Here is a 21,825-nt window from a genome sequence, read left to right on the forward strand (position 1 = left end):
TCCCTTCCGCTCCACCCTGCGACGAGAACCCAACATGCCGAACCAATCGCTTATCGAAGCCGACCGCAAACATCTGATCCATCCCGTCATCAATTACCGCGCGCATGAAGCACGCGGCGTCACCGTGCTCGAATCGGGCCACGGCGCCTACCTGCGCGACCGCGACGGCAACGAACTGCTCGACGCATTCTCGGGCTTGTGGTGCGTGAACGTCGGCTATGGCCAGGAGAGCATCGTCAAGGTCGCAGCCGAACAGATGGCGCGCCTGCCCTATGCGACCGGCTATTTCCACTTCGGCTCGGAGCCTGCGATCGAGCTGGCGCAGAAGCTGGTGTCGTATGCACCGGCGTCGCTGCAACATGTGTACTTCACGCTCGGCGGGTCGGACGCCGTCGATTCCGCAATTCGCTTCATCACGCACTACTACAACGCAACCGGCCGGCCGTCGAAGAAGCACATGATCGCGCTGGAGCGCGGCTATCACGGCTCGTCGTCGATCGGCGCGGGGCTCACGGCCTTGCCCGCGTTTCATCGCCACTTCGATCTACCGCTGCCGGGCCAGCATCATCTGCCGTCGCCGTATCTTTATCGCCAGCCGGCCGGGGTCGATGCGAAGGCGTTGATCGCGCAGTCCGTGGCGGCGCTCGAAGCGAAGGTCGCCGAACTTGGCGCGGAGAATGTCGCGGCGTTTTTCTGCGAACCGATCCAGGGCTCGGGCGGCGTCGTGGTTCCGCCAGCCGGCTGGCTGAAGGCGATGTGCGACGCATGCCGCCGTCTGGACATCCTGTTCGTCGCCGATGAAGTGATTACGGGCTTCGGCCGAACCGGTCCGCTGTTTGCGTGCGAAGCCGAACAGGTCGAGCCGGATCTGATGACGGTCGCCAAGGGCTTGACCGCGGGCTACGCGCCGATGGGCGCCGTGCTGATGTCGGATGCGATTTATCAGGGGATTGCCGGCGAAGCGAACGACACGGCGATCGTCGGACACGGCCATACGTATTCGGCGCATCCGGTCAGCGCGGCGATCGGCCTCGAAGTGCTGCGCCTTTATCACGAAGGCGGTTTGCTCGCGAATGGTCAGGCGCAGGCGCCGCGCTTCGCTGCGGGTCTCGATGCATTGCTCGCGCATCCGCTGGTCGGCGATGCGCGGCATCGCGGCTTGCTCGGCGCACTCGAACTCGTGTCGGACAAGGACAGCAAGCAGGGCTTCGATCCGTCGCTGAAGCTGTCGGACCGGATCGCCGCGGCGGCGTATCGCAACCAGCTGGTGTTTCGCGCGTTCGGCGACAACATTCTCGGTTTTGCGCCCGCGCTGTGCTATACCGGCGCCGAATTCGACCTGCTGTTCACGCGCCTGCAACGCACGCTCGACGACGTGCTCGACGAGGCCGACGTGCGCGCCGCGCTCAAGGGTTGCTCCGCTGTCCGCTCGCCCGGACCGAACCGCGCCGCCGCATAACGGCGTGATAACATCGGCAGGCTTTCAGGAATAACCTTCGATCGTCAGACCGAACCAAGACATGAGTAGCGACTGCAAACTGGACCGGATTGACCTGCGCATTCTTTCGCAACTGCAGAAGAGGGGCCGCATTACGAATGTCGAGCTTGCCGATGCCGTGGGGCTCTCGCCCAGCCCCTGCCTGATCCGCGTGAAGCGTCTGGAGAAAGCCGGCTACATCGTCGGCTATGGCGCACAGATCCAGCTTGAGAAGCTCGGCGACGTGCAGGTCGTGTTCACCGAGGTGACGCTCGCCGATCATCGCCGCGAAGACTTCATCAAGTTCGTCGCGGCGGTTCGCGACGTGGATGAGATCGTCGAATGCCATCTCGCGAGTGGCGGCTACGACTATCTGCTCAAGTTCGTCACGCGCAGCGTGAGCCACTATCAGAGCATCATCGAAAGACTGCTTGAACGCGATATCGGCATTGAAAAGTATTTCAGCTACGTCATCATCAAGACGCCGTTCATCAAGACGCACTACCCGCTCGAAACGCTGTTTTCGCAGAACCATCACTGAACGATAGACGCGGGTCCCGCCGACCGCGTCTTTGTTTCGTTCCGTCAAGCCGCTTGCCTTCTTCAATACCGCGCGCCGCATTCAATACGCGGTGTATTGCGTTGCCGCGTTTTTTTCGGAATGCGTGCCGCGTCCGCACGTCAAATGCAGATTTTTATGCTGCGCTCGCCCGCATAGAATGAAGCCCATCGTTACAGGTTTGCGCGTCGACTCGCGCTCATCAGGAGAGACCCGTATGACCCGCAGTTATCGCATTGCCGTGATTCCCGGCGACGGCATCGGCGTCGAAGTCATGCCCGAAGGCTTGCGCGCGCTCGAAGCAGTCACGCAACGCTTCGGCATCCGGTTCGAGTTCAGGCACATCGAGTGGGCGAGTTGCGACTACTACGCGAAACACGGCCAGATGATGCCGGACGACTGGAAAGCGCAACTGCAAGACTGCGATGCGATCCTGTTCGGCGCGGTCGGCTGGCCGGACACAGTCCCGGACCACATCTCGCTGTGGGGTTCGCTGCTGAAGTTTCGACGCGAGTTCGATCAGTACATCAACCTGCGTCCCGCGCGCCTTTTCGAAGGCGTGCCTGCGCCGTTGGCGGGACGTCAGGCCGGCGACATCGATTTCATGATCGTGCGCGAGAACACCGAAGGCGAGTATTCGTCGGTGGGCGGTGTGATGTTCGAAGGCACCGAGCGCGAAACGGTGATGCAGCAATCCGTCTTCACGCGCCACGGCACCGAGCGCGTATTGAAGTTCGCGTTCGATCTCGCGCAGCGTCGCGAGAAGACAATCACCGTTGCGACCAAGAGCAACGGCATCTCGATCAGCATGCCGTGGTGGGACGCCCGCGCCGCCGAAATGGCCGCACGCTATCCCGAGGTCACGTGGGACAAGCAGCACATCGACATTCTCTGCGCGCGCTTCGTGCTGAATCCGGACCGCTTCGATGTCGTGGTTGCATCCAACCTGTTCGGCGATATCCTGTCGGACCTCGGCCCGGCATGCACCGGCACGATCGGCATTGCACCGTCGGGCAACCTGAATCCCGAGCGCAAGTTTCCTTCGTTGTTCGAACCGGTGCATGGCTCGGCACCGGACATCGCCGGCCAGAACATCGCCAATCCGGTTGCAATGGTGTGGTCGGCGGCGATGATGCTCGACTTCCTCGGCAACGGTGCGGGCATCGAACGCGAAGCCCACGATGCGATGCTCGATGCGATCCAGCATGTGCTCAAGCATGGCCCGCGCACCGGCGACCTCGGCGGCAACGCGAACACGACGCAAGCCGGCAAGGCGCTCGCCGCAAGGATCGCCGAAGCCGGGCCGCGCTGATCGCGCAGAGGTCACGTACACCGCGCGTACTCCACGCGCATCTCACCAGCCAACAACAGGCCGCCTATGTCACTTGAACAGCAAGCGCGTCCGCTGATCCGCGCGGACAACTTCATCGACGGACGCTGGGTTGCCGCGCAAAGCGGCAAGCGCTTCGCCGTCACCGACCCCGCTACTGGCGAGCCCATCACCGCGGTCGCCGACAGCGGCCCGCAAGACGCACGCGCCGCCACTGACGCCGCCGCGCACGCGCTGCCGCAATGGCGCGCACGGCTGCCGAAAGAACGCGCCGCCGTGCTGCATCGCTGGCATGCGCTGATCCTCGCCAATCAGGACGCGCTCGCCGCGCTGATCTCGCTCGAACAGGGCAAGCCGCTTGCCGAAGGACGTGGCGAAGTCGCCTATGGCGCGTCGTATGTCGCGTGGTTCGCCGAAGAAGCGACGCGCATCTACGGCGACCTGATCCCGCCACAGCAGCGCGGCAAGAAGATGAGCGCCGTGAAGGAGCCGGTCGGCATCGTCGCCGCGATCACGCCGTGGAATTTCCCGCTTGCGATGATCGCGCGCAAGATCGCGCCTGCGCTCGCGGCGGGCTGCACGGTGGTCGGCAAGCCGGCTGAAGATACGCCGCTGACCGCGCTTGCACTGGCCCAGCTCGCGCACGAAGCGGGAGTGCCAGCCGGCGTGCTGAACCTGATCGTGGCGTCGCGCGAGTCGGCGGTGGCAACGGTCGCCGACTGGCTTGCAGACAGCCGCGTGCGCAAGATCACGTTCACCGGATCGACGCCGGTCGGCAAATATCTGGCGCGCGAATCGGCGGGGACACTCAAGAAGCTGTCGCTGGAACTGGGCGGCAACGCGCCCTTCATCGTGTTCGACGATGCCGACCTCGACGCCGCCGTCGAAGGTCTGCTGGCCGCGAAATTCCGCAACGGCGGACAAACCTGCGTATGCCCGAACCGCGTGTACGTGCAGGACGGTGTCTACGAGCGCTTCGCCGCGCGTTTGCGTGAGCGGGTCGGCGCGCTGCGCGTCGGGCCGGCGACGCACGAGGCATCGCAAATCGGCCCGATGATCAACCTGCGCGCGGTCGACAAGATCGCGCGCCACGTCGGGGACGCCCTCGCGCACGGCGCGACGGTGCTGACCGGCGGCCGCCGTCTGACCGAACTGGGCCCGAACTACTACGCGCCGACCGTGCTCGGCGACGCGTCGCCGGACATGGCGCTCTTCAGCGAGGAGACCTTCGGGCCTGTCGTGCCGCTGTTCCGCTTCGACACGGAACAGCAGGCCTGTCGATGCCGCGAACGACACGCCGTTCGGTCTGGCCGCGTATTTCTACAGCGAGAATCCGCGCCGTATCGAACGGGTATCGCGGGCGCTGGAAGCGGGCATTGTCGGGATCAACGAAGGCGCCTTGTCGTCGGAAGCCGCGCCGTTTGGCGGCGTGAAGGAATCGGGCTACGGCCGCGAAGGCTCGAAATACGGCCTCGACGACTATCTGTCGATCAAGTACCTTTGCCAGGGAGGACTGGAATGAGCAATGATAACAACCGCGCGTATCCGATCGAAATCGAATTCCCCGACATTTCCGCGCATGCCGAAGGCAACACCGGCATCGCCTACGTTCACACGTTCGACTCCGGCGTGCCCGGCCCGCACGTGATGATCAACGCGCTGACACACGGCAATGAAGTGTGCGGCGCAATCGTCGTGGATGCGTTGTTGCGCGCCGGGTTGCGGCCACGGCGCGGCACGCTGACGCTGTCGTTCGCGAACGTCGCTGCGTACGCGCGGTTCGATCGCGCACGTCCCGACGCGGCGCGCTTCGTCGATCAGGACTTCAATCGCGTGTGGACCGCGGCGCTGCTCGACGACCTGTCGCGCACTTCGAGCGAACTCGAGCGAGCGCGCCAGATGCGCCCGGTGATCGACAGCGTCGATGCATTGCTCGACCTGCATTCGATGCACGAGAAAAGCGCGCCGCTGATCGTCGCCGGTCCGCTGGATAAAGGGATCGCGCTGGCGGTGCAACTCGGCACGCCGGCCACCGTGATCTGCGACGAAGGCCATCCGGAAGGACGCAGAATGCGCGACTACGCAGACTTCGGCCGCGACGTGAGCCCGAAAAACGCGCTGTTGATCGAGTGCGGCCAGCATTGGGAACAGAGCGCCGTCACGGTCGCACGCGACACCACGGCGCGCTTCCTGCTGCTCGCCGGCGTGGTCGACGAAACCGATCTGCCGGACGGCTGGCTGATGCCATTGCCATCGACGATGCAGGTGGTGCGCGTCACCGAACCGGTCGTCGCGACAAGCATGGATTTTCGCTTTGCAGGCCCCTACACGGGGCTCGAAGTAGTCGGGAAGGCGGGCACGGTGATCGGCTGGTCGGACGGCCAGGCGGTCGTCACGCCCTATGACGATTGCGTGCTGGTGATGCCGTCACTGCGGCAACTGCGGCCCGGCGTGACCGTGGTGCGGTTCGGCAAGATCGAACAGCGCATCGAGCACGCCTGATTGCCAGGCACGCCGCCCCCTTCCCCGCCCATAAAGGATCTCAATCCTGATCGGCTCGGCAACCATGACAGTGGTCCGTGGCAGGTTGATGGGGGTAAACGGATTCACGACGACTTCGAACGCCTGGACGGCAGAAGAAAGACGGCACAGGCAGCCAACAGACCGACTAACGCAAAAGCGAGAAAATTCGACCCCATACCAAGACCGCGAGCGGCCACGTAACCGCCGAGCAGCGGCCCGCTCATCGCACCGACCCGCGAGAAGCTCAACGCCCAGCCGGTGGCCGCAGCGCGCACAGGCGCGGGATAGTAGTCGGCCAGATGACCGGTCAGGATCAGTGACGCCGAAATGCTGCCGACGCCTGCCAGCGCGACCAGCAGATAGTTCAATGCCATCTCATGTCTGAACATCAGCGCGAGCACGGCGAGCGCACCGAGCAGATAGAACACGCCGACCGTCATACGCACGCCGATACGGTCGGCGACCTTGCCAAGAACGAGCCCGCCCACCGCTGACGCGAGACTGAAGACGATCAGGAAGCTCAGGCTGGAGCCCAGGTCGTAGCCGCTCTTGCGCATGATCGTCGGCAGCCAGGTGTTGAGACCGTAGATCAGCAACAGGCCGCAGAACAACGCCACCCAGAAGCACAACGTGGCTCTCAGATGCCGCCTCGCGAACACTTCGCCCAGCACCCCTCGCCAGCCGCCATCGTGATCAGCAGCGGCCCCACGCGCTGGCAACACCGGAACGTCAACGCCCAGGCGCGCCGCCAGTTCGGCAGCCTGTTGGTGGTGCCCCTGACCGACCAGATATTCGAGGGACTCGGGCAATGCGCGGGCCATGGGCCAGAGCAGCACGAGAGGCACTGCGCCGCACCCAATCACGCCGCGCCAACCCAGTCCGGGCAGCAGCTGGATCGCCACAGCGGCTGCACACAGGATGCCCAGCGAGTACCCCGAATACATCAGTCCGTAATTGAAGTTACGGCGATGTGGCGCGGAGTACTCGATCGTCAGTGCAGCCGCCACAGGAATGACGCCGCCCAACCCCAGCCCACCGACAAACCGGAACAAGGCGAACCAGCCGGGAGTCGGCGCCCATGCCGCGCCAGCCATGGTGAGCGAGAAGAGCGTTGCGCACATGAGCAGCATGCGGCGCCGGCCGAGCAGATCGCTCAGCGTGCCGATCAGAAAAGCGCCAAAGAACATGCCCAGCAGTCCGTAGCTGCCTAGCGCGCCCAACTGCAGCGGGCTCAGGTTCCAGGCTTTGTCATCGGCCAACGCCGGCAAGACCGCCCCCATGACGCCAACGTCGTAACCCTCGAAAAGAATCGCGAGCCAGCAAATCAACAGCACGCGGCCAGTCACACGGGATGTCTGGCGCAAGGAAGCGCGTTCATTGGGAATGGAGGACATGGCGCAAAATACCTCGGTACGTTACCCAGCAGGTTGGAGTCACAACGCGTATTGCGCGCGGTAGCAGCGGGCTTCGCCGCGTTGCAGCCTGCCGATCACGAGATCGCGCACGCGCTGGCGCAGGCGATCCAGACGATTCGGATTGCTCACCATCTGCGCGCGAAAGAAAGACGGGCACAGCACCGCAGCATGCGATACCGCGCCGCACAACTCGGAACCGAAGCAGTGGTCGTCGACCGTCGCAACGGGATCGCGGCGCAGCAAATCGGGATTGGGACGTATCGACAGCGACGGACACCCGGAAAACCGGATGCACGAGCAGCGCCCTGGCGACGGCCGGGCTGCGCTCGCCGCTGAAGAGCTCGCCGTCTCCGAGGCCCAGCTTCTTCACTTCTTCGATGAATGATCGCTCGGCCATCGCGCACGGTCCTGTTTGAGGTTACGCGAGTATAGGAATAAAGTACGGCTTCGCCGAATCGATCAAATTCTGGAAGCAGCATAAGTTTATTTATTTGAACCCCGCTGTCGGACTGGAAGCTCAGCGCCGGAATGACGGCCTCCGGCATTGCCGGTCAATGAGCCCCATGCCGTGGACACCAACCGCATCGATTTGAACCTGCTGCGTGTCTTTCACGCGATTCTGGAAGAACACAATTTGACACTTGCCGCGAACCGGCTCGGATTATCGCAGCCGGCGGTCAGCTATTCGCTTGGCAGGCTGCGCGCGATCCTCGATGATCCGCTGTTCGTGCGCAACGGCAATGAGATGCAGCCGACGTCGGCCGCGCTGGAAATGCGCGAACCGCTGCGCGAAGCCATGGCAGCGGCAGAGCATGCGCTGCAGTTGATGGTCCCTTTCGCGGCGGCGACCAGCACGCGCGTGTTTCGGCTTTCGATGTCGGATATCGGAGAGCTCGCATTCCTGCCAACGCTATGCGCGGCGTTGGCGGAATGCGCTCCTCATGTGCGGCTTGACATCCAGTCGATCCCGGTCGACCAGATAGAAGACGCCTTGCGGGTCGGCCGGCTCGACCTGGCCATTGGCAATCTGCCGGCGCTGGTGGAGCGAACCCGCCACCAGCGACTGTTCCATGAGGACTACGTGTGCATGACCCGCCGGCGCCGCGGTCTGCCCAGACGCACGCTGACGCTCGAGCAATACCTGGCCTTCCCGCACGTGCTGGTGGGGTCGCTGGAAAGTGCGCACTACCAGATCGAGGAAAGCTTCCGCAAAAGGAACATCCACAGGCAAATTGCGCTTCGGGTGCCGCATTTTACGGTGGTACCTCATATCCTCGCGCACACGGACTGGATCGTGACGTTACCGCGGCGCACCGTTCGGCTGCTCAATCCAGCCGACGAGTTTGCCGTGTACGACCTGCCGGTCGATATTGCCGGGGTGACAGTCACCGTGCACTGGCACGCGGACTTCGACACTCACGACGCGAACCGCTGGCTCAGGACGCTGGTGATCACACAGCTCAGCGATGCTCCGGCGTGAATGTGTATCGACATGCGGCGGGCTTTAGAGAGTCCGCCGATTCCGATCTGTTCCTTGTGCGGGCGTCGTATCTTGCCGCACGGGCTCTGATGGTGCTGACGTGGCGCGCGGACTTTCGTCCCCGGCGACGCACGTGAGCACGTGACGCAAACGAGGGGCACCGTGCGATCTACGGTGCTTCTGTGGTATCGAGAAGACGGGCTGCTTCGCGGCGGGTCTCTTCGGCCTCGCGCGGTCGTTCGGTCTGGCTGAGGAGCTCGCCAAGATTGCCGAGGGTCCGCGCTTCATCCCGACGGTAGGTCGCGGGATCATCTCGCGACAGCGTCCGGTAAAGGTCCAGCGCTCTGCGGTAGGCGTCTTCTGCTTCATGCGCTCGCCCGCTGCGATAGAACAGGACGCCTAAATTGTTCAGCGTCCGTGCTTCATCTGCCTCGTAGACCGCGGGGTTGTCCCGCGCGAGCGAACCGTAGATCTGCAAGGCTTCCTGATAGGCTTGCTGAGCCTCCTTCGGCCGTTGCGTGGCGCGATAGAGCGCACCAAGATTGCTGAGCGTGCGCGCCACGTCGGGCCGGTAGAGTGCTGGACTCTTGCGCGCGAGCTGCTGGCGGATCGCGAGCGCTTCCTTGTAGGCATGCTCTGCTTCGTGGAGTCGCTGCGTGGCGCTATACAGGTTGCCGAGATTGTTGAGCGTACGCGCGAGCGCTGGTCGATAGGCCGCGGGATTGCCACGCGCGAGAGTCCGCTGGATTTCCAGTGCCTCGTGGTAGGCCTGCTCCGCGTCGCTCAGGTGTTGTGTCGCGTCGTACAGGATGCCGAGGTCGTTGAGCTTCGTCGCGATTTCAGGCGTGTAGGTCGCGGGGTCGCGATCGGCCAATGCGCGATCGATGGTTAACGCTTCGCGGTACGCCTGCGCTGAGTCCGTCAGGCGCTGGGTATCGCGATACAGTGCACCGAGGTTGTCGAAGGTCTCCGCGACCGCAGAGCCATAGGCCCGCGGGTTCTCCCGCGCGAGCAGCCAGTAGATCTCCAGCGCCCGCAGGTAGGCGGCCTCCGCTTCCTTCGGCCGTTGCAGCCCGACGTAGACGTTACCCAGCTTGTCGAGCGTGCGCGCAACGAGGGGTTGGTAGGCGGCGGGCTTCTCCTGCGCAAGCGCCTGATAGCGCGACAGCAGCGCGCGATAAATCGGTTCCGCACGTTCAACCTCGCGTTGTTCAGCCAACGTGTCCGCAAACGCAGTCGCAGTGTCGATGTCTTCAGGCTGCAGCGAATAGGCCCTTTCCAGATAAGGCAGTGCGCTCTGTGGCGAAAAGCGCAGCAACTCGATTTCGCCGGCCTCATGACAGCGCGCCGCGAGCACCTGCGCGGTGGCCTGTTTTTCTTCGAGCAGCTTCGTGAGCCGCTCAGACGCACCCTCCAGATCGAAGCGCGCGAGCGCCTCGCCGATTTGCAGTTCAAGCGGATCGGAACTCCGTGCGATCGACGACCTGCGCAGCAGATCGTCGTAACGCGCGCCCCATTGCCTCGCGGCGGCTACCAGGTCCGCGTCGGGTTGCGCCCTGATTTGCGCGGCAAGACGTTCAATGAGCTGTTCAAGGCTGGCGAACGCGGTATCGGTCTCGCGGCCAGTGTGGCCAATGTGGCCCGAGCGCGCCTGTACAGCGGCCAGTATCAGGTTGGCCGCTCGTGCGAGCGAGACCATCTGGACATCGGAGAGTCCTGCGTCCTTCACTGAACGGTTCAGTCCGATCACCATGCGGTTCAGAGCCCGCACGTGGACGCCACCGTGGCCGCCACAATCGGCCTGCACTCTGAGGCCGTCTTTGACATCGACCTCCGAGAACGCCGGAAAACAGGAGCCTGTCGCATCCGTCGCATCCGTCGCTGCCGTCGCATTCGCACCCGGACATCCTGCGGAGAACACGGCCATCGCCACGGCCGACAGAAACTTGCGCCCACTCATTTCCCGTCACGCTCGCCGCGTGCCGGCCTGCCCGGCTGCGCGGCAGACGCCTTTCCAGTTTCCAGCGGCAAAAGTACTGCACACCGACCGGCGATCAGATCAGGCCCGCACGTGGATGCGATTGACGACGCCATCGATCGCATCCAGACACCAGGCGTCCTGCTCCACCAGCCGTCGTTCGGCTTCGGTCGCCACCCACCCCGCCAGCGTGATCCGATGGTTTTCCACATTAATCGTGATCTGTTCGGCACGCACGCGCAGATCGCTTTCGAGCACCAGGTGCAGGGCATCGGAAATCTCGTCGTCGCCGTCCGCTTCGGCGGGCACCAGCTCCAGCAGGTTCACCACGTCGCGGCAGCCGCCGACCCACCACGCGATCACACTCGCGAGGCGCCGGTGAGAGAGGCTCGTCACTTGCCCGGTCAAGGTCGCCACACCATTGTCGACCGTCACTTCGACGACGCCGCTGCCGTCGTTGCCCGCCGCGTCCATCGTGCCGCGCAGTACTTCGAGCTGGCCCTTGACGCGCGCACAGATCACGCAGTGGCGGAACTCCACCGCCTGCGTGAGCCGTTCGCAGATACGCGTGCGCAACTCGCCATCACCGACTGGCGGGTTGGCGGTGACACGCAACTGATCGACCACACGCCGCCCCTCGCTGTGCGTCTGGGTCAGGTGAAGAAGGCGTTTCTTGGAGGCGACATCCGGCACCTCGCCCGCGACGGTCAACGCGTCGCCGTCAAAACTCATATGAATGGGATGATTATGGAGTTTCAGGTGTGATTCGCGCTCGAACGCCGCCATGACCCGCTTGAAGACCGTATCGCTGCGTTGCATGATTTGCCTCGCGCAAAGCTTGGGTGACGCAGCGCGGTTTATGCCGCGCTGCGCAACTTTTGCCGCATCAGGCGGGCGCCCATCAGGAAGACGGCATACCCTGCATGCGACGCGCGAAGCGGGCCCGCTCGGCCCGGTCCATCAGATCGAGGAATTGATCCGTGCCCATGTGGATCAGTTCCTCATGGTCGCCGGCCTCGAAATAGACGTCCGGCTGGCGCGTGAGGCTTTCGTCGAGATAGGTTTGCATGCCATAGGCCGTGCATACGGGCGGAAGCGCACCCACGTTGCAGTCCTTGAACAGTTCCCGCAAATCGACCTCTTTGGCGAGCCAAAGCTGACGTCCGGTCTGCGCCCACAGCGACGACAGCCGTACCGCGTAGGTGGATGGCAGCACCGCCGCCACGTAGCCTTTCTCATCTTCGAGAAGAACCGTCTTGGCGAGGCGGTCGCCGGGAATATGGGCTGCCGCCGCGGTTTCGACGCTGGAATGGCTGAGCGGATGACGCACGATTTCGTACTGCGAGCCCTTGCTGCGCAGGCAGTCCTGGAGAGTGGCAGACATCGACATGACGCACCTCCTATCGAAGGAAACGGAACATCGTTACGCAGAACCCTTTAAGAATAGGTCGCTTTCGCCGGCGCGTGAAAGACCTGCGGCCTGCTGGTGTTTGGCATGTCAGGCGGTTTTCGCCAATAATGAGCCCACATCCACTACTGGACGAGGGCGGCCATGCGTTACAACCCCGACGCCATCCGCACCATCGCCCTGGTCGGGCATGCCGGATGCGGCAAGACATCGCTTGCCGAAGCCCTGCTGCACCAGGGCGGCGTGTTACACGCGCCCGGCAGCGTGGAGCGCGGCACCACGGCGTGCGATTTCGACCCGCTCGAGCGCAAATATCATCACTCGCTGAATTCCGCCGTGGTCCACCTGCACTACCGCGATACGCGCATCTATCTGCTGGACACGCCCGGCTATCCGGACTTTGCGGGCCTGTCGGTCAGCGCCCTGCCCGCCGTCGAGACCGCCGCTATCGTCATCAATGCGCAGACCGGCATTGAAATGACCACTCGCCGCATGATGGCGTGGGCGGAGCAACGCAAGCTGTGCAGAATGATCATCGTGAACGGTATCGACGGCGAAAAAGTCGACCTTCCCGGGCTTCTCGCGCAAATCCAGGAGACCTTCGGCAAGCGATGCCTCCCCATCAATCTGCCGGCGCAGGGCGGCCGCGAGGTCGTCGATTGCTTTTTCGAACCGGCCGGCGACGCCGATTTCCTGTCGGTTGCGGCTGCGCACAATGCGCTGGTCGATCAGGTGATCGAGATCGATGCCGCCTTGATGGAGCTTTACCTCGAGCAAGGCGAGGCCATCGGCCCGGAGCAGTTGCACGAGCCTTTCGAACGGGCGTTGCGCGAGGGTCATCTGGTGCCGGTCTGCTTCACATCGGCGCTCAACGGGGCCGGCATCCAGCAATTGCTCGATGTGTTCGTCCGGCTCCTGCCCAATCCGATGGAGGGCAACCCGCCGCTCTTCTACCGCGATGCCGGCGGCCGCCAGGAAGTCGTGCGCGCCGAACCGGATGCCGACAAGCACGTATTGGCCCATGCTTTCAAGATCGTCATGGACCCTTACATCGGCAGGATGGCGGTGTTTCGTATCCATCAAGGCACGGTCAGGCGCGATGGCCTGCTGTATATCGGCGACGGGCGCCAACCGTTCAAGGTCTCCCATCTGCTGATGCTGCAGGGCAAAGAGCACGTGGACATCCAGCAAGCCGGGCCAGGCGATATCTGCGCCACCGCCAAGGTCGACGAGATCGCCTTCGATGCCGTGCTGCATGACGCCCCCGAAGACGGCGACATCCATCTCACCCCGCTCGAATTCCCCACACCGATCTATGGTCTCGCGATCGAGCCCGCTCGCCGCGGCAACGAGCAGCGGCTCTGGGAGATTCTGCAAAAGCTGAGCGCGGAAGACCCGTGCCTGCGTATCGAACATCCGGTCGGCACCAATGAGACGGTGGTACGAGGCCTGGGCGAATTGCATCTGCGCCTCATGCTCGAGCGGCTAGCCGAGCAGTACAAGCTCGAGGTCGTGACACGGCCGCCGAAGATCGCCTATCGGGAAACCATCGACGCGAGAGCCGACGGGCATCATCGCCACAAGAAGCAAACCGGAGGCGCCGGGCAATTCGGCGAAGTGATGCTGCGCGTCGAGCCACTGCCGCGCGGCACGGGTTTCGAGTTCGTCGACGCGGTCAAGGGCGGCGCCATTCCCGGCCAGTTCATGCCCGCTGTGGAAAAGGGCGTGCGCCAGGTGATCGACAGCGGACCGCTTGCCGGCTTCCCGATGCAGGACGTGCGCGTGACCGTCTTCGACGGCAAGAGCCATTCAGTCGACTCCAAAGAAGTGGCATTCGTCTCCGCCGGGCGCAAGGCCTTCATCGACGCGGTGCTGAAAGCCCAGCCCATCCTGCTCGAGCCTGTCGTGGACATCGAGGTGATCGCGCCGGAAGCCGCGATGGGTGACATCATCGGCGACCTGTCGGCCAAGCGCGGCCAGGTGCATGGCACACGCACAGCTGCCGGCAACGCCGTGGTCGTCGTGGGGCAGGTGCCATTGTCCGAACTCAACGACTATCAGTCGCGTCTGAACGCCCTTGCTGGCGGACACGGCAGCTATAGCATCCAGGTCAGCCACTATGATCCGGTGCCCCCCGCGCAGCAGGAGCGGATGGCTTCGCAACACAAAAAACAGGGCGATGACTCGGCGTGATGAGCCGCATGCCGGTAGCAGCGCCAGGATCGACTGTTATCGGCTCGCAATACATCCTGGGCCTGGGCGTATTCCATGCACGCCAACGAAATCGTGTCCACGCATCCGGGTATGCCCGTGTTCCAGACGAACTGTGACGGGCACTCTTTCGGCAACGCGGCGATCGCTTTGAACTGGACCGTCAGGCATCAGCATCTGGCCGATTTCACCTTGACCGACCGCGTGCATGCGCGCACGCTGCCGGTCACCGCGCCGTTTGCGCTATCGCTGGCCGACGGTCGCACACTCGGCATTGCCGATCTGAAGCTGCTCGCGCCGCTGCACGAAGAAGTCCTGACGGCCAATCCCAAGGCGTCCCGACTGGCCGAGCGGATCGCTGGCAGACGCGTACGTGCGATTCTCGGCGACGAACAGGGTCGCCTGCGGGTGGAGTGGAGCGTCGAACAACGCGAAGGCTCGCAGTACTTGCGCTTGCAAGTGACAATGACGGCGCTCAGCGAGGACCTGCACATCGCCACCGTTTCGCTGCTGCAAACGCGGGCGTCGGGTGCGCAAACCTGCGGCGATTTCAAGGGAACGCCCGTGATCGCTGGCAATGTCTACCTCGGTTTCGAGTCTCCGCTGTCGGAAAGCCAGGTACGCGGCGACGCCGTCAGGTTCAATCTGTCGCGGGCCTTGCCATTGGAAAAGGGCAAGACCAGTGTCGTGTCGGCAGTGGCGGGTGTAGCGCGCGACAGCCAGCTACGCCGCGATTTCGCGGCCTATCTCGAACGCGAACGAGCCCATCCGTACCGCCCGTTTCTGCACTACAACTGCTGGTACGACATCGGCTACCTCACGCCGTACACGCAGCAGCAAGCGCTCGAACGCATCGAGGAGATCGGCCGCGAGTTGCACGACAGGCGCGGCGTACAACTCGACTCCTTCCTGTTCGACGATGGTTGGGACGACTACAGCGGCAGTTGGCATTTCGGCAACGAATTTGCGCATGGATTCGTGCCGCTGCGCGACGCCGCCGCGCGATACGGTGCATCGCCGGGCGTCTGGCTATCGCCGTGGGGCGGCTATGGCCTGACGCGGCAGGAACGCGTGACGCGGGGCCGCGCCGCTGGATACGAGACCATCGACGATTGCTTCGCGCTGTGCGGGCCGAACTACTATCGACGCTTTCATGAGGCCGTGATGGAACTGCTCACGCAGCACGGCATCAATCAGTTCAAATTCGATGGTTTGGGCAACGCCGACAAGGTGGTTCCGGACAGCCGTTTCAGCAGCGACTGGGACGCCGCGATCCAGCTGATCGAGGACATCCGCGAGGCGAGGCCCGATATCTTCATCAACCTCACCGTCGGCACCTATCCATCGCCATTCTGGCTGCGCCACGCCGACTCGATCTGGCGCGGCGGCAAGGATGATGATCTGGACGGCGTCGGCAGCAACCGGGAACGCTGGATCACCTACCGCGACGCACAGACCTACCGCAACGTAGTAGTCAGGAGTCCATTGTTTCCGCTTAACTCGCTGATGCTTCACGGGATCATTTACGCACGGCACAACGATCGGTTGAACACCGCCCAGGGTCAGGACTTTGCACATGAAGTGCACTCGTATTTCGGCAGTGGCGCACAACTGCAGGAGCTGTACATCACGCCGCCGCTGCTGAGCGCCGGCGACTGGGATGTTCTCGCCGAGTCTGCCAGATGGGCCCGCGCGAACGCCGACGTGCTGCGCGACAGCCACTGGATTGGCGGTGCGCCGGATGAACTCGATGTATACGGCTGGGCAGCATGGTCGCCGGTCAAGGCGATCATCACGCTGCGCAACCCCGACAGCCGCACGAAGCACTTCGTGCTCGATTTGCGGCGGCAACTGGAGTTGCCGGCCGGCGCGGCGCGGCGGTTCCAGACGCGCAGTTCATGGCCCGGCCATGCCTCGCATTTTCCGCCGTTGCTGGAGGCGGACCGGCCACACACTATTGCACTCGCACCGTTCGAAGTCCTTACCTTGGAACTGATCCCGGCCGGTGACGCGGCGTAAAACGGGCTGCTCGTGGATGTCCGGCGTGGGCCTCGGTGCACTCTCTACGATAGCGTGCGCGCCAGTTCGACCGGTCCCGCTTCCAACTGATGCAGATCGAAGATGATGACCTCATTGTCACCCGGCCTCAGCCACGGAGCAGGACAATACAGGCGCTTTTGCGGACCGATATTCCAGTAGCGGCCCAGGTTATGTCCGTTGACCCAGACCACGCCTTTGGTCCAGTTACTCATGTCGAGATAGGTATCGCCGATCGTATCGAGCGGCAAAATTGCCTTGAAGAACAGTCCGGCCTTGCGGGGATTCGTGCAGACGGCGCGCAAGTTCGCGATGAACGCGGTATCCATCGGCAGCGGGAAGACTTCCCAATTGGTGAGCGTGTTGCTCGAACCTTGCGCATCCTGCAGCGTGACCGGTTCGACAATGCCTTTGCGGTCGATCATCGGGTAGCCATAATTGACACGCCCCATGCCCTCGACAAGGATATCCAACAACACCTCACTATGCGTCGACGACGACACAGGCGGAACGGTCAACGGCGCGTGGTGCGTGACATTCAGCGGCCGCGCGCAGTGCTCCGGCACCAACGCTCGCGATACGCCTCCCACGTATTGCTCGCCGACGAAAACGGTCGCGTAATCGTGGACGTTCCTGAGATCCAGCACACCACCGCGATAGCCGTGCAGTTTCGTGCGATACAGCGCGAAACCGAACGCCTGGCCGTACCGTTCGAACGGCAGCGGGTCGACGGTCTGCGCGATCGGGAGCGCGGCAGGCAGGTTATCCCAGATGGATGCGTAGCGTTCAGGCATCAAGGCCTGCCCTCCTTCGCGACTGATCGTCGGGACGGGGTCGGGTATATCCGGCAACCGCGTCGAGAGATAGCGCGCAATGACGCGGCGGTACTGCATGTATCTCGACGTCGCCACGCCCTGCTCGCTGATGGGCGCCGCGTAATCGTAGCTGGTAATGTCGGGCTGATATTCGCCTGAAGCGGCATCCACGTTGGCGCCCGCATAGAAGCCAAAGCTCGTGCCGCCGTGAATGACATAGAGGTTGAAGGACAGCTTCTGTTGCATGAGCGCGTCCAGCGTGATGGAGAGATCAACTGACGACCCTTTGAAGGTTTCGTCGCCCCAATGGGTGAGCCACCCGGGGTACACTTCACCCGCCATCGCCGGTACCGCCGGAAATTCGCGCCGGACGGCCGCGATTTGCTCTGCATCGCCGTTGCTCAACGCAATCGCTCCACCAGTGACGTTCGTGCGATTCTGTTCAAGCTGCCTGATGCCATCTTCGGTATAGAACGGCCCCTGTATCCCTGCGTGAAGCCAGAGCTGCCGTATCTCTTCGAGGTAAGGCGGGTTGCTGGCGTACGAGCCGAATTCATTCTCGATCTGGATCATCAGGATCGGCCCACCGTTATTCGCCAGCAGTGGTTCGATGCGTGGGCTCAGTTCCCCGATGTAACGAGCGACCGCCGACATGTAGCGAGGATCGGTAGCGGAGTCGGTCCTGAGCTGGATGTCCGGATAGCTCAACAGGTACGCCGGAATGCCGCCCAGGTCCCATTCACCGCAGATATAGGGGCCCGGCCGCAGCAAGACCCACATCGCCTCCCGCTGGCAGAGTCGAATGAATGCTTCGATGTCGCGGTTTCCCGTGCGGAAATCGAAAGTGCCTGGACTCGTTTCGTGGTAATTCCACATGACGTAGAGGGCGATGCAATTCATCCCCATCGCTTTGGCCATCAGGATGCGATGCTGCCAGTACTCGGCGGGGATGCGGCAGGGATGCATCTCCCCGCTGCGAATCTGGAAAGGCTCGCCGTCGAGCAGGAAGCTGGCGCCCTCCTGGCTGAAGGAAAAGACATGGCCGCTTCTGACTGTCTGGGCCGGGATGTCGGCTGCGGATGTTTCGCTGTGGGTGGGCATGAGACCTCCTCGAAGCTTGCGAGCGTGGCGCAGAAGTTACCACGTCGCCTTGCGCGGCGCCGAAAAGCAGCGAAGTCGCGGCCGCGAACCCAATACCGCGATATGGCCGCAATGTCAGTTGACCCGCGCGTGTGCGAATGCCCGCACACCATCCGTACCATCGCTCGGACGGATTGTTCCTGCCGTCTGGCTCGACCTCCTTTGGACCTGCTCACCGCTGACTCCCAGGCACGCAAGTTGCGAAGGACCAAGGCGTCGTACGAACGGCAAGACATCGTCGACGCGGCCTTCCGCGCGACGCAATAACGACGTCCGCGAGCAGCAACCATCTTGCATGGGACCAGAGTAGGCGCTAAAGCGCCAACTCTGGTCGACACAGGAGACAGGCATGATCACGCTAAAAATCGAACAGCTGCGTCCCACCCAGATGACCCACGGTGCGCGGGAGGTGCGCGCGAAGACCGAGCATTACACCGCACTGAGTGGTCACGACCTGGAGATGGCTATCGTTGAGAAGCCAATACCCATCGTCTACGGTCCCGACGACACCCACTTTGCAATCGATCATCATCACGTGGCCGCCGCGCTCTGGCACGCGAATATCAAGTCGGTTCCGGTCGTGCTCGTCAGGGCGCTTCGTTGCGCCTGACGATTTCGCCGGTAAGCGACCAGCGGTCGTGGTCCCGCGTGACTAGCAGGAGCCTTCCAGCGAAATCTGCTGGGGCTTCGATGACTGATTGCCGTTGATATGGGAAAGGAGTGGCCACGTGTCCGACAACGAAAAGCTCGATCCCGAACTCGCAGTCACCGATCGCAATGAGCGCTCGTGGCTGTCCCGGCTTGGACCCGGGCTGGTTACAGGCGCCGCAGACGACGACCCGAGCGGCATCGGCACTTATTCGCAGGCTGGCGCGCAATTCGGCTTCACGCTTTTGTGGACGCTGCTGCTAACGTATCCCCTGATGGTCGCCATCCAGATGATCAGCGCGCGCATCGGACGCGTCACGGGTAAAGGCCTCGGCTCCAACATGCGCATGTTCGGACCGAGATGGCTGGTCATCGTACTGGTCCTGCTCCTTGCCGTTGCGAACACCATCAACATTGCAGCAGACCTCGCCGCGATGGGCGCGGCGATCCATCTCCTCGTGCGGGGCCCGCAAAAGCTGTATGTCGTCGCCTTCGGCGTGCTTTCGACGATCTTCCAGATATGCGTGCCCTACGACAGCTATGCGCGCTTTCTCAGATGGCTGACCCTCGTGCTATTTGCGTACGTCGCGGTAGCCTTTGTGGTGCCGGTTGACTGGGCCCAGGTCGGACTTTCCGTGATCCGGCCGCGCCCGCAGCTGTCGGGCGACTATCTCACCATGGTCGTCGCTGTTTTCGGCACGACAATCAGCCCGTATCTGTTCTTCTGGCAAGCTTCGCAGGAAGTCGAGGAACTTCGGTCGAAGCCCGGCGAGCGCCCGCTCAAGTGGCTCTCGTCCTTGAGGGCGTACCGGCAAATCGACAGGATTACCGCCGACACGTGGATCGGGATGGGGGTTTCGAATGGCGTGGGGTTTTTTATCATGCTAACGGCTGCCGCGACGCTGCATGCACAGCACACCGCGATCCATACTTCCGCCGACGCGGCAAAGGCGCTCGCGCCCATCGCGGGCCAGCTGGCTTCGCTCGTGTTTGCGGCCGGCATCGTGGGAACGGGGTTGCTTGCGCTGCCGGTTCTGGCCGGATCCGCGGCGTACGGCGCGGCGGGTGCGTTCCAATGGCGCAGCAGTCTTGCGCTGCGCTTGAGGCTCGCCCGCCAGTTTTACTCGGTCATCGCTGCGGCGACCATCGGCGGGGTGGCGATAACCTTCTTCAACCTGGACCCTGTCAAGGCGCTTTACTGGAGCGCTGTCATCAACGGGCTGGCTGCCGTACCGGTCATGATCGTCGTCATGCTGATGGGAACAAGTCGTCGCCTGATGGGAAAATTTGCAGTAGCGGGGCTGTTGCGAATCGGGGGCTGGCTCGCAACAGCCGTGATGGCTATCGCGGCCGTCGCCATGTTTTTTCCGTGGTAGGTGGGCGGGCGCGAACAATGGAAAAGCCTTCGAGCACGGCCCGGTTAGCGCGCGTTATGAGTACTCAGTTCGCCTGCTGGGCCACGTGAGATATCCTGGTGAGCGCCGGCGCGAAAGCTCCCGCAAGCAACGTCACTGCAGAAGCCGCGATTACATAGAGCGCGGGTGCCGCCAGGGAACCGGTCTCGCGGATAAGCATGGTCGCCAGCAGCGGGGCAAAACCGCTGAACGCCACGACCGCGACGTTGTAGGAAAGTGCAATGCCGCTATACCGGATCTGCACCGGGAAGTGGTCTGCCAGAACGGCTGCCCAGGTGCCGCTCGCCAGCGAAAACACGAGCGCAGCGCCGATGAACAGCAGCACAAGATTGGCACTATGCGTGCTCAAGGCAACATAGAACGGGTAGCTCAGTAAAAGCAGCAGAGCGGCCGACGCACGAAGGACATAGCGGCGTGGAATCTTGTCGCCAAGCCAGCCCGCAAACAACAGCCCGACGGAACTGACGATGAGGTAAGCATTTTGGGCCAGCGCAGCGGTACGCGGCGCATAGTGCAGTTGCTGCACAAGGAAAGCTGGCATGTGCCCGTAGAGGATCCCGTTGACGCCAGCCATCACGGCGATTGCCATCACGCCCGCTAAAACCTGTCGGCCATGGTGTCGCAGTGTCTCGCGAAACGGCTGTTTCACTACTGCACCGCGCATGCCTTCGAACTCAGGGGACTCATCCAGGTTCCTTCGCATCCAGTACGACACGATTCCGCAGAGTCCGCCGAACAGGAATGCGATACGCCAACCGTATGCAGCAGCATCCGCGCTCGACAGAAAGGACTGGATGGCGAGATTGACCAGCGTTGCGAGCAGCACGCCAACGTTTACCGCACAGATAATGACGCCTGCTGCCAGCCCTGCTCGTTTTGGCGCAGCTTCAACGGCATAGGTAATTGCGCCCGGCATTTCTCCCCCCACACAGAAGCCCTGCACGGTGCGAAGAAAAATGAGGGTGATTGATGCCGCTACGCCCCAGCTCTGATAGTTGGGCAGCAAACCCAGACAGATCGTTGCAGCCGTCACGACGACAATGGACGCCAGGAAGACCGGGCGACGTCCATAACGATCGCCCCAGCTACTCAGGACTATGCCTCCCAGTGGGCGGACAACGTATCCGATTGCCAGCACTGAGAATGAGAACAGCAAACTCACCATCGACGAGGTGTTCGGGAAGAACTGCTCGGCGATATAGTGGGCAAAAAAGCCATACACGATGAAATCGTAGAACTCGAGCGAGCCCCCAAGGCTCGCGATCAGAATCATCTTCCATTGCGCACGGGACATTCTGTGCGCCGTTTCATGATTGGGCGACGCGGCAACGTGAACAGTTTTCACCGACTCCTCCAGATATGTATTTGGCTTCTCCGGCCAAATTGATG

15 protein-coding genes and 3 pseudogenes are annotated in these 21,825 nt (G+C 62.9%); 11 read left to right on the plus strand and 7 right to left on the minus strand.

Annotation, left to right across the window (positions count from 1 at the left end; genetic code table 11):
• Positions 1-34: 34 nt before the first annotated feature.
• The 5 genes and pseudogenes from BN2475_RS05950 (at position 35) to BN2475_RS05970 (ending at position 5,868) form a co-directional block, all read left to right on the plus strand.
• Positions 35-1,459, plus strand: a complete 1,425-nt coding sequence (locus BN2475_RS05950) for an aspartate aminotransferase family protein (RefSeq protein WP_094778640.1) — start codon at positions 35-37, stop codon at positions 1,457-1,459.
• 61 nt (positions 1,460-1,520) lie between these two features.
• Positions 1,521-2,018, plus strand: a complete 498-nt coding sequence (locus BN2475_RS05955) for an Lrp/AsnC family transcriptional regulator (RefSeq protein WP_094778641.1) — start codon at positions 1,521-1,523, stop codon at positions 2,016-2,018.
• Between the two features lie 235 nt (positions 2,019-2,253).
• Positions 2,254-3,348 (plus strand): tartrate dehydrogenase, encoded by a 1,095-nt coding sequence (locus tag BN2475_RS05960; protein ID WP_094778642.1) that lies wholly within the window; start codon positions 2,254-2,256, stop codon positions 3,346-3,348.
• Between the two features lie 66 nt (positions 3,349-3,414).
• Positions 3,415-4,888: pseudogene (locus BN2475_RS05965) on the plus strand (NAD-dependent succinate-semialdehyde dehydrogenase).
• A complete protein-coding gene (locus BN2475_RS05970) occupies positions 4,885-5,868 on the plus strand; it encodes a M14 family metallopeptidase (protein ID WP_094778643.1) in 984 nt (327 codons plus the stop codon). The pseudogene BN2475_RS05965 and the gene BN2475_RS05970 overlap by 4 nt, the downstream one beginning before the upstream one ends.
• Before the next feature lie 104 nt (positions 5,869-5,972).
• On the opposite strand, the gene BN2475_RS05975 is transcribed toward BN2475_RS05970, so the two are convergent.
• Both BN2475_RS05975 and BN2475_RS05980 read right to left on the minus strand, forming a co-directional pair.
• Positions 5,973-7,283, minus strand: coding sequence for an MFS transporter (locus BN2475_RS05975; RefSeq protein WP_094778644.1), 1,311 nt, complete (start codon positions 7,281-7,283; stop codon positions 5,973-5,975).
• 39 nt (positions 7,284-7,322) lie between these two features.
• Positions 7,323-7,610 (minus strand): annotated as a pseudogene (locus BN2475_RS05980) (indolepyruvate ferredoxin oxidoreductase); the annotation flags it as partial.
• Between BN2475_RS05980 and BN2475_RS36185 the strand changes: the two are divergent.
• Both BN2475_RS36185 and BN2475_RS05985 read left to right on the plus strand, forming a co-directional pair.
• A complete protein-coding gene (locus BN2475_RS36185; protein WP_281254184.1) occupies positions 7,555-7,689 on the plus strand; it encodes a hypothetical protein in 135 nt (44 codons plus the stop codon). The pseudogene BN2475_RS05980 and the gene BN2475_RS36185 sit on opposite strands and share 56 nt — an antisense overlap.
• A 183-nt stretch (positions 7,690-7,872) precedes the next feature.
• Positions 7,873-8,784: a LysR family transcriptional regulator gene (locus BN2475_RS05985; protein WP_094778645.1), complete on the plus strand. Its 912-nt coding sequence runs from the start codon at positions 7,873-7,875 to the stop codon at positions 8,782-8,784.
• 169 nt (positions 8,785-8,953) lie between these two features.
• On the opposite strand, the gene BN2475_RS05990 is transcribed toward BN2475_RS05985, so the two are convergent.
• The 3 genes from BN2475_RS05990 to BN2475_RS06000 form a co-directional block, all read right to left on the minus strand.
• Entirely contained in the window at positions 8,954-10,744 is a 1,791-nt protein-coding gene (locus BN2475_RS05990; protein ID WP_094778646.1) for a tetratricopeptide repeat protein, read from the minus strand.
• Positions 10,745-10,843: 99 nt separating this feature from the next.
• Positions 10,844-11,548 carry a BON domain-containing protein gene (locus BN2475_RS05995; RefSeq protein WP_245841160.1) on the minus strand — a complete coding sequence of 235 codons (705 nt, stop codon included), beginning with the start codon at positions 11,546-11,548 and terminating at the stop codon, positions 10,844-10,846.
• Between the two features lie 115 nt (positions 11,549-11,663).
• Positions 11,664-12,152 (minus strand): aminoacyl-tRNA deacylase, encoded by a 489-nt coding sequence (locus BN2475_RS06000; protein WP_094778648.1) that lies wholly within the window; start codon positions 12,150-12,152, stop codon positions 11,664-11,666.
• Positions 12,153-12,314: 162 nt separating this feature from the next.
• On the opposite strand from BN2475_RS06000, the gene fusA reads away from it, so the two are divergent.
• Positions 12,315-14,363: an elongation factor G gene (gene fusA / locus BN2475_RS06005; RefSeq protein ID WP_094778649.1), complete on the plus strand. Its 2,049-nt coding sequence runs from the start codon at positions 12,315-12,317 to the stop codon at positions 14,361-14,363.
• 75 nt (positions 14,364-14,438) lie between these two features.
• The gene (locus BN2475_RS06010; RefSeq protein ID WP_094778650.1) at positions 14,439-16,400 is read left to right on the plus strand and encodes an alpha-amylase family protein; all 1,962 of its coding nucleotides are present in this window, start codon (positions 14,439-14,441) and stop codon (positions 16,398-16,400) included.
• 44 nt (positions 16,401-16,444) lie between these two features.
• On the opposite strand, the gene BN2475_RS06015 is transcribed toward BN2475_RS06010, so the two are convergent.
• Positions 16,445-18,334: a beta-galactosidase gene (locus BN2475_RS06015; RefSeq protein WP_094778651.1), complete on the minus strand. Its 1,890-nt coding sequence runs from the start codon at positions 18,332-18,334 to the stop codon at positions 16,445-16,447.
• Between the two features lie 388 nt (positions 18,335-18,722).
• Here BN2475_RS06015 and BN2475_RS06020 point away from each other — a divergent pair.
• Positions 18,723-18,971 (plus strand): annotated as a pseudogene (locus tag BN2475_RS06020) (ParB/Srx family N-terminal domain-containing protein); the annotation flags it as partial.
• A 130-nt stretch (positions 18,972-19,101) separates the two neighbouring features.
• A complete protein-coding gene (locus BN2475_RS06025) occupies positions 19,102-20,397 on the plus strand; it encodes an NRAMP family divalent metal transporter (RefSeq protein ID WP_094778652.1) in 1,296 nt (431 codons plus the stop codon).
• Between the two features lie 64 nt (positions 20,398-20,461).
• Here the strand turns inward: BN2475_RS06025 and BN2475_RS06030 are convergent, their stop codons facing one another.
• On the minus strand, positions 20,462-21,730 hold the full coding sequence (locus tag BN2475_RS06030; RefSeq protein WP_425435478.1) for an MFS transporter: 1,269 nt from the start codon (positions 21,728-21,730) through the stop codon (positions 20,462-20,464).
• Between the last annotated feature and the right edge of the window lie 95 nt (positions 21,731-21,825).

The sequence above is a fragment of the Paraburkholderia ribeironis genome (assembly GCF_900019265.1).
In the GTDB taxonomy this organism is placed as follows: Bacteria; Pseudomonadota; Gammaproteobacteria; order Burkholderiales; family Burkholderiaceae; genus Paraburkholderia; species Paraburkholderia ribeironis.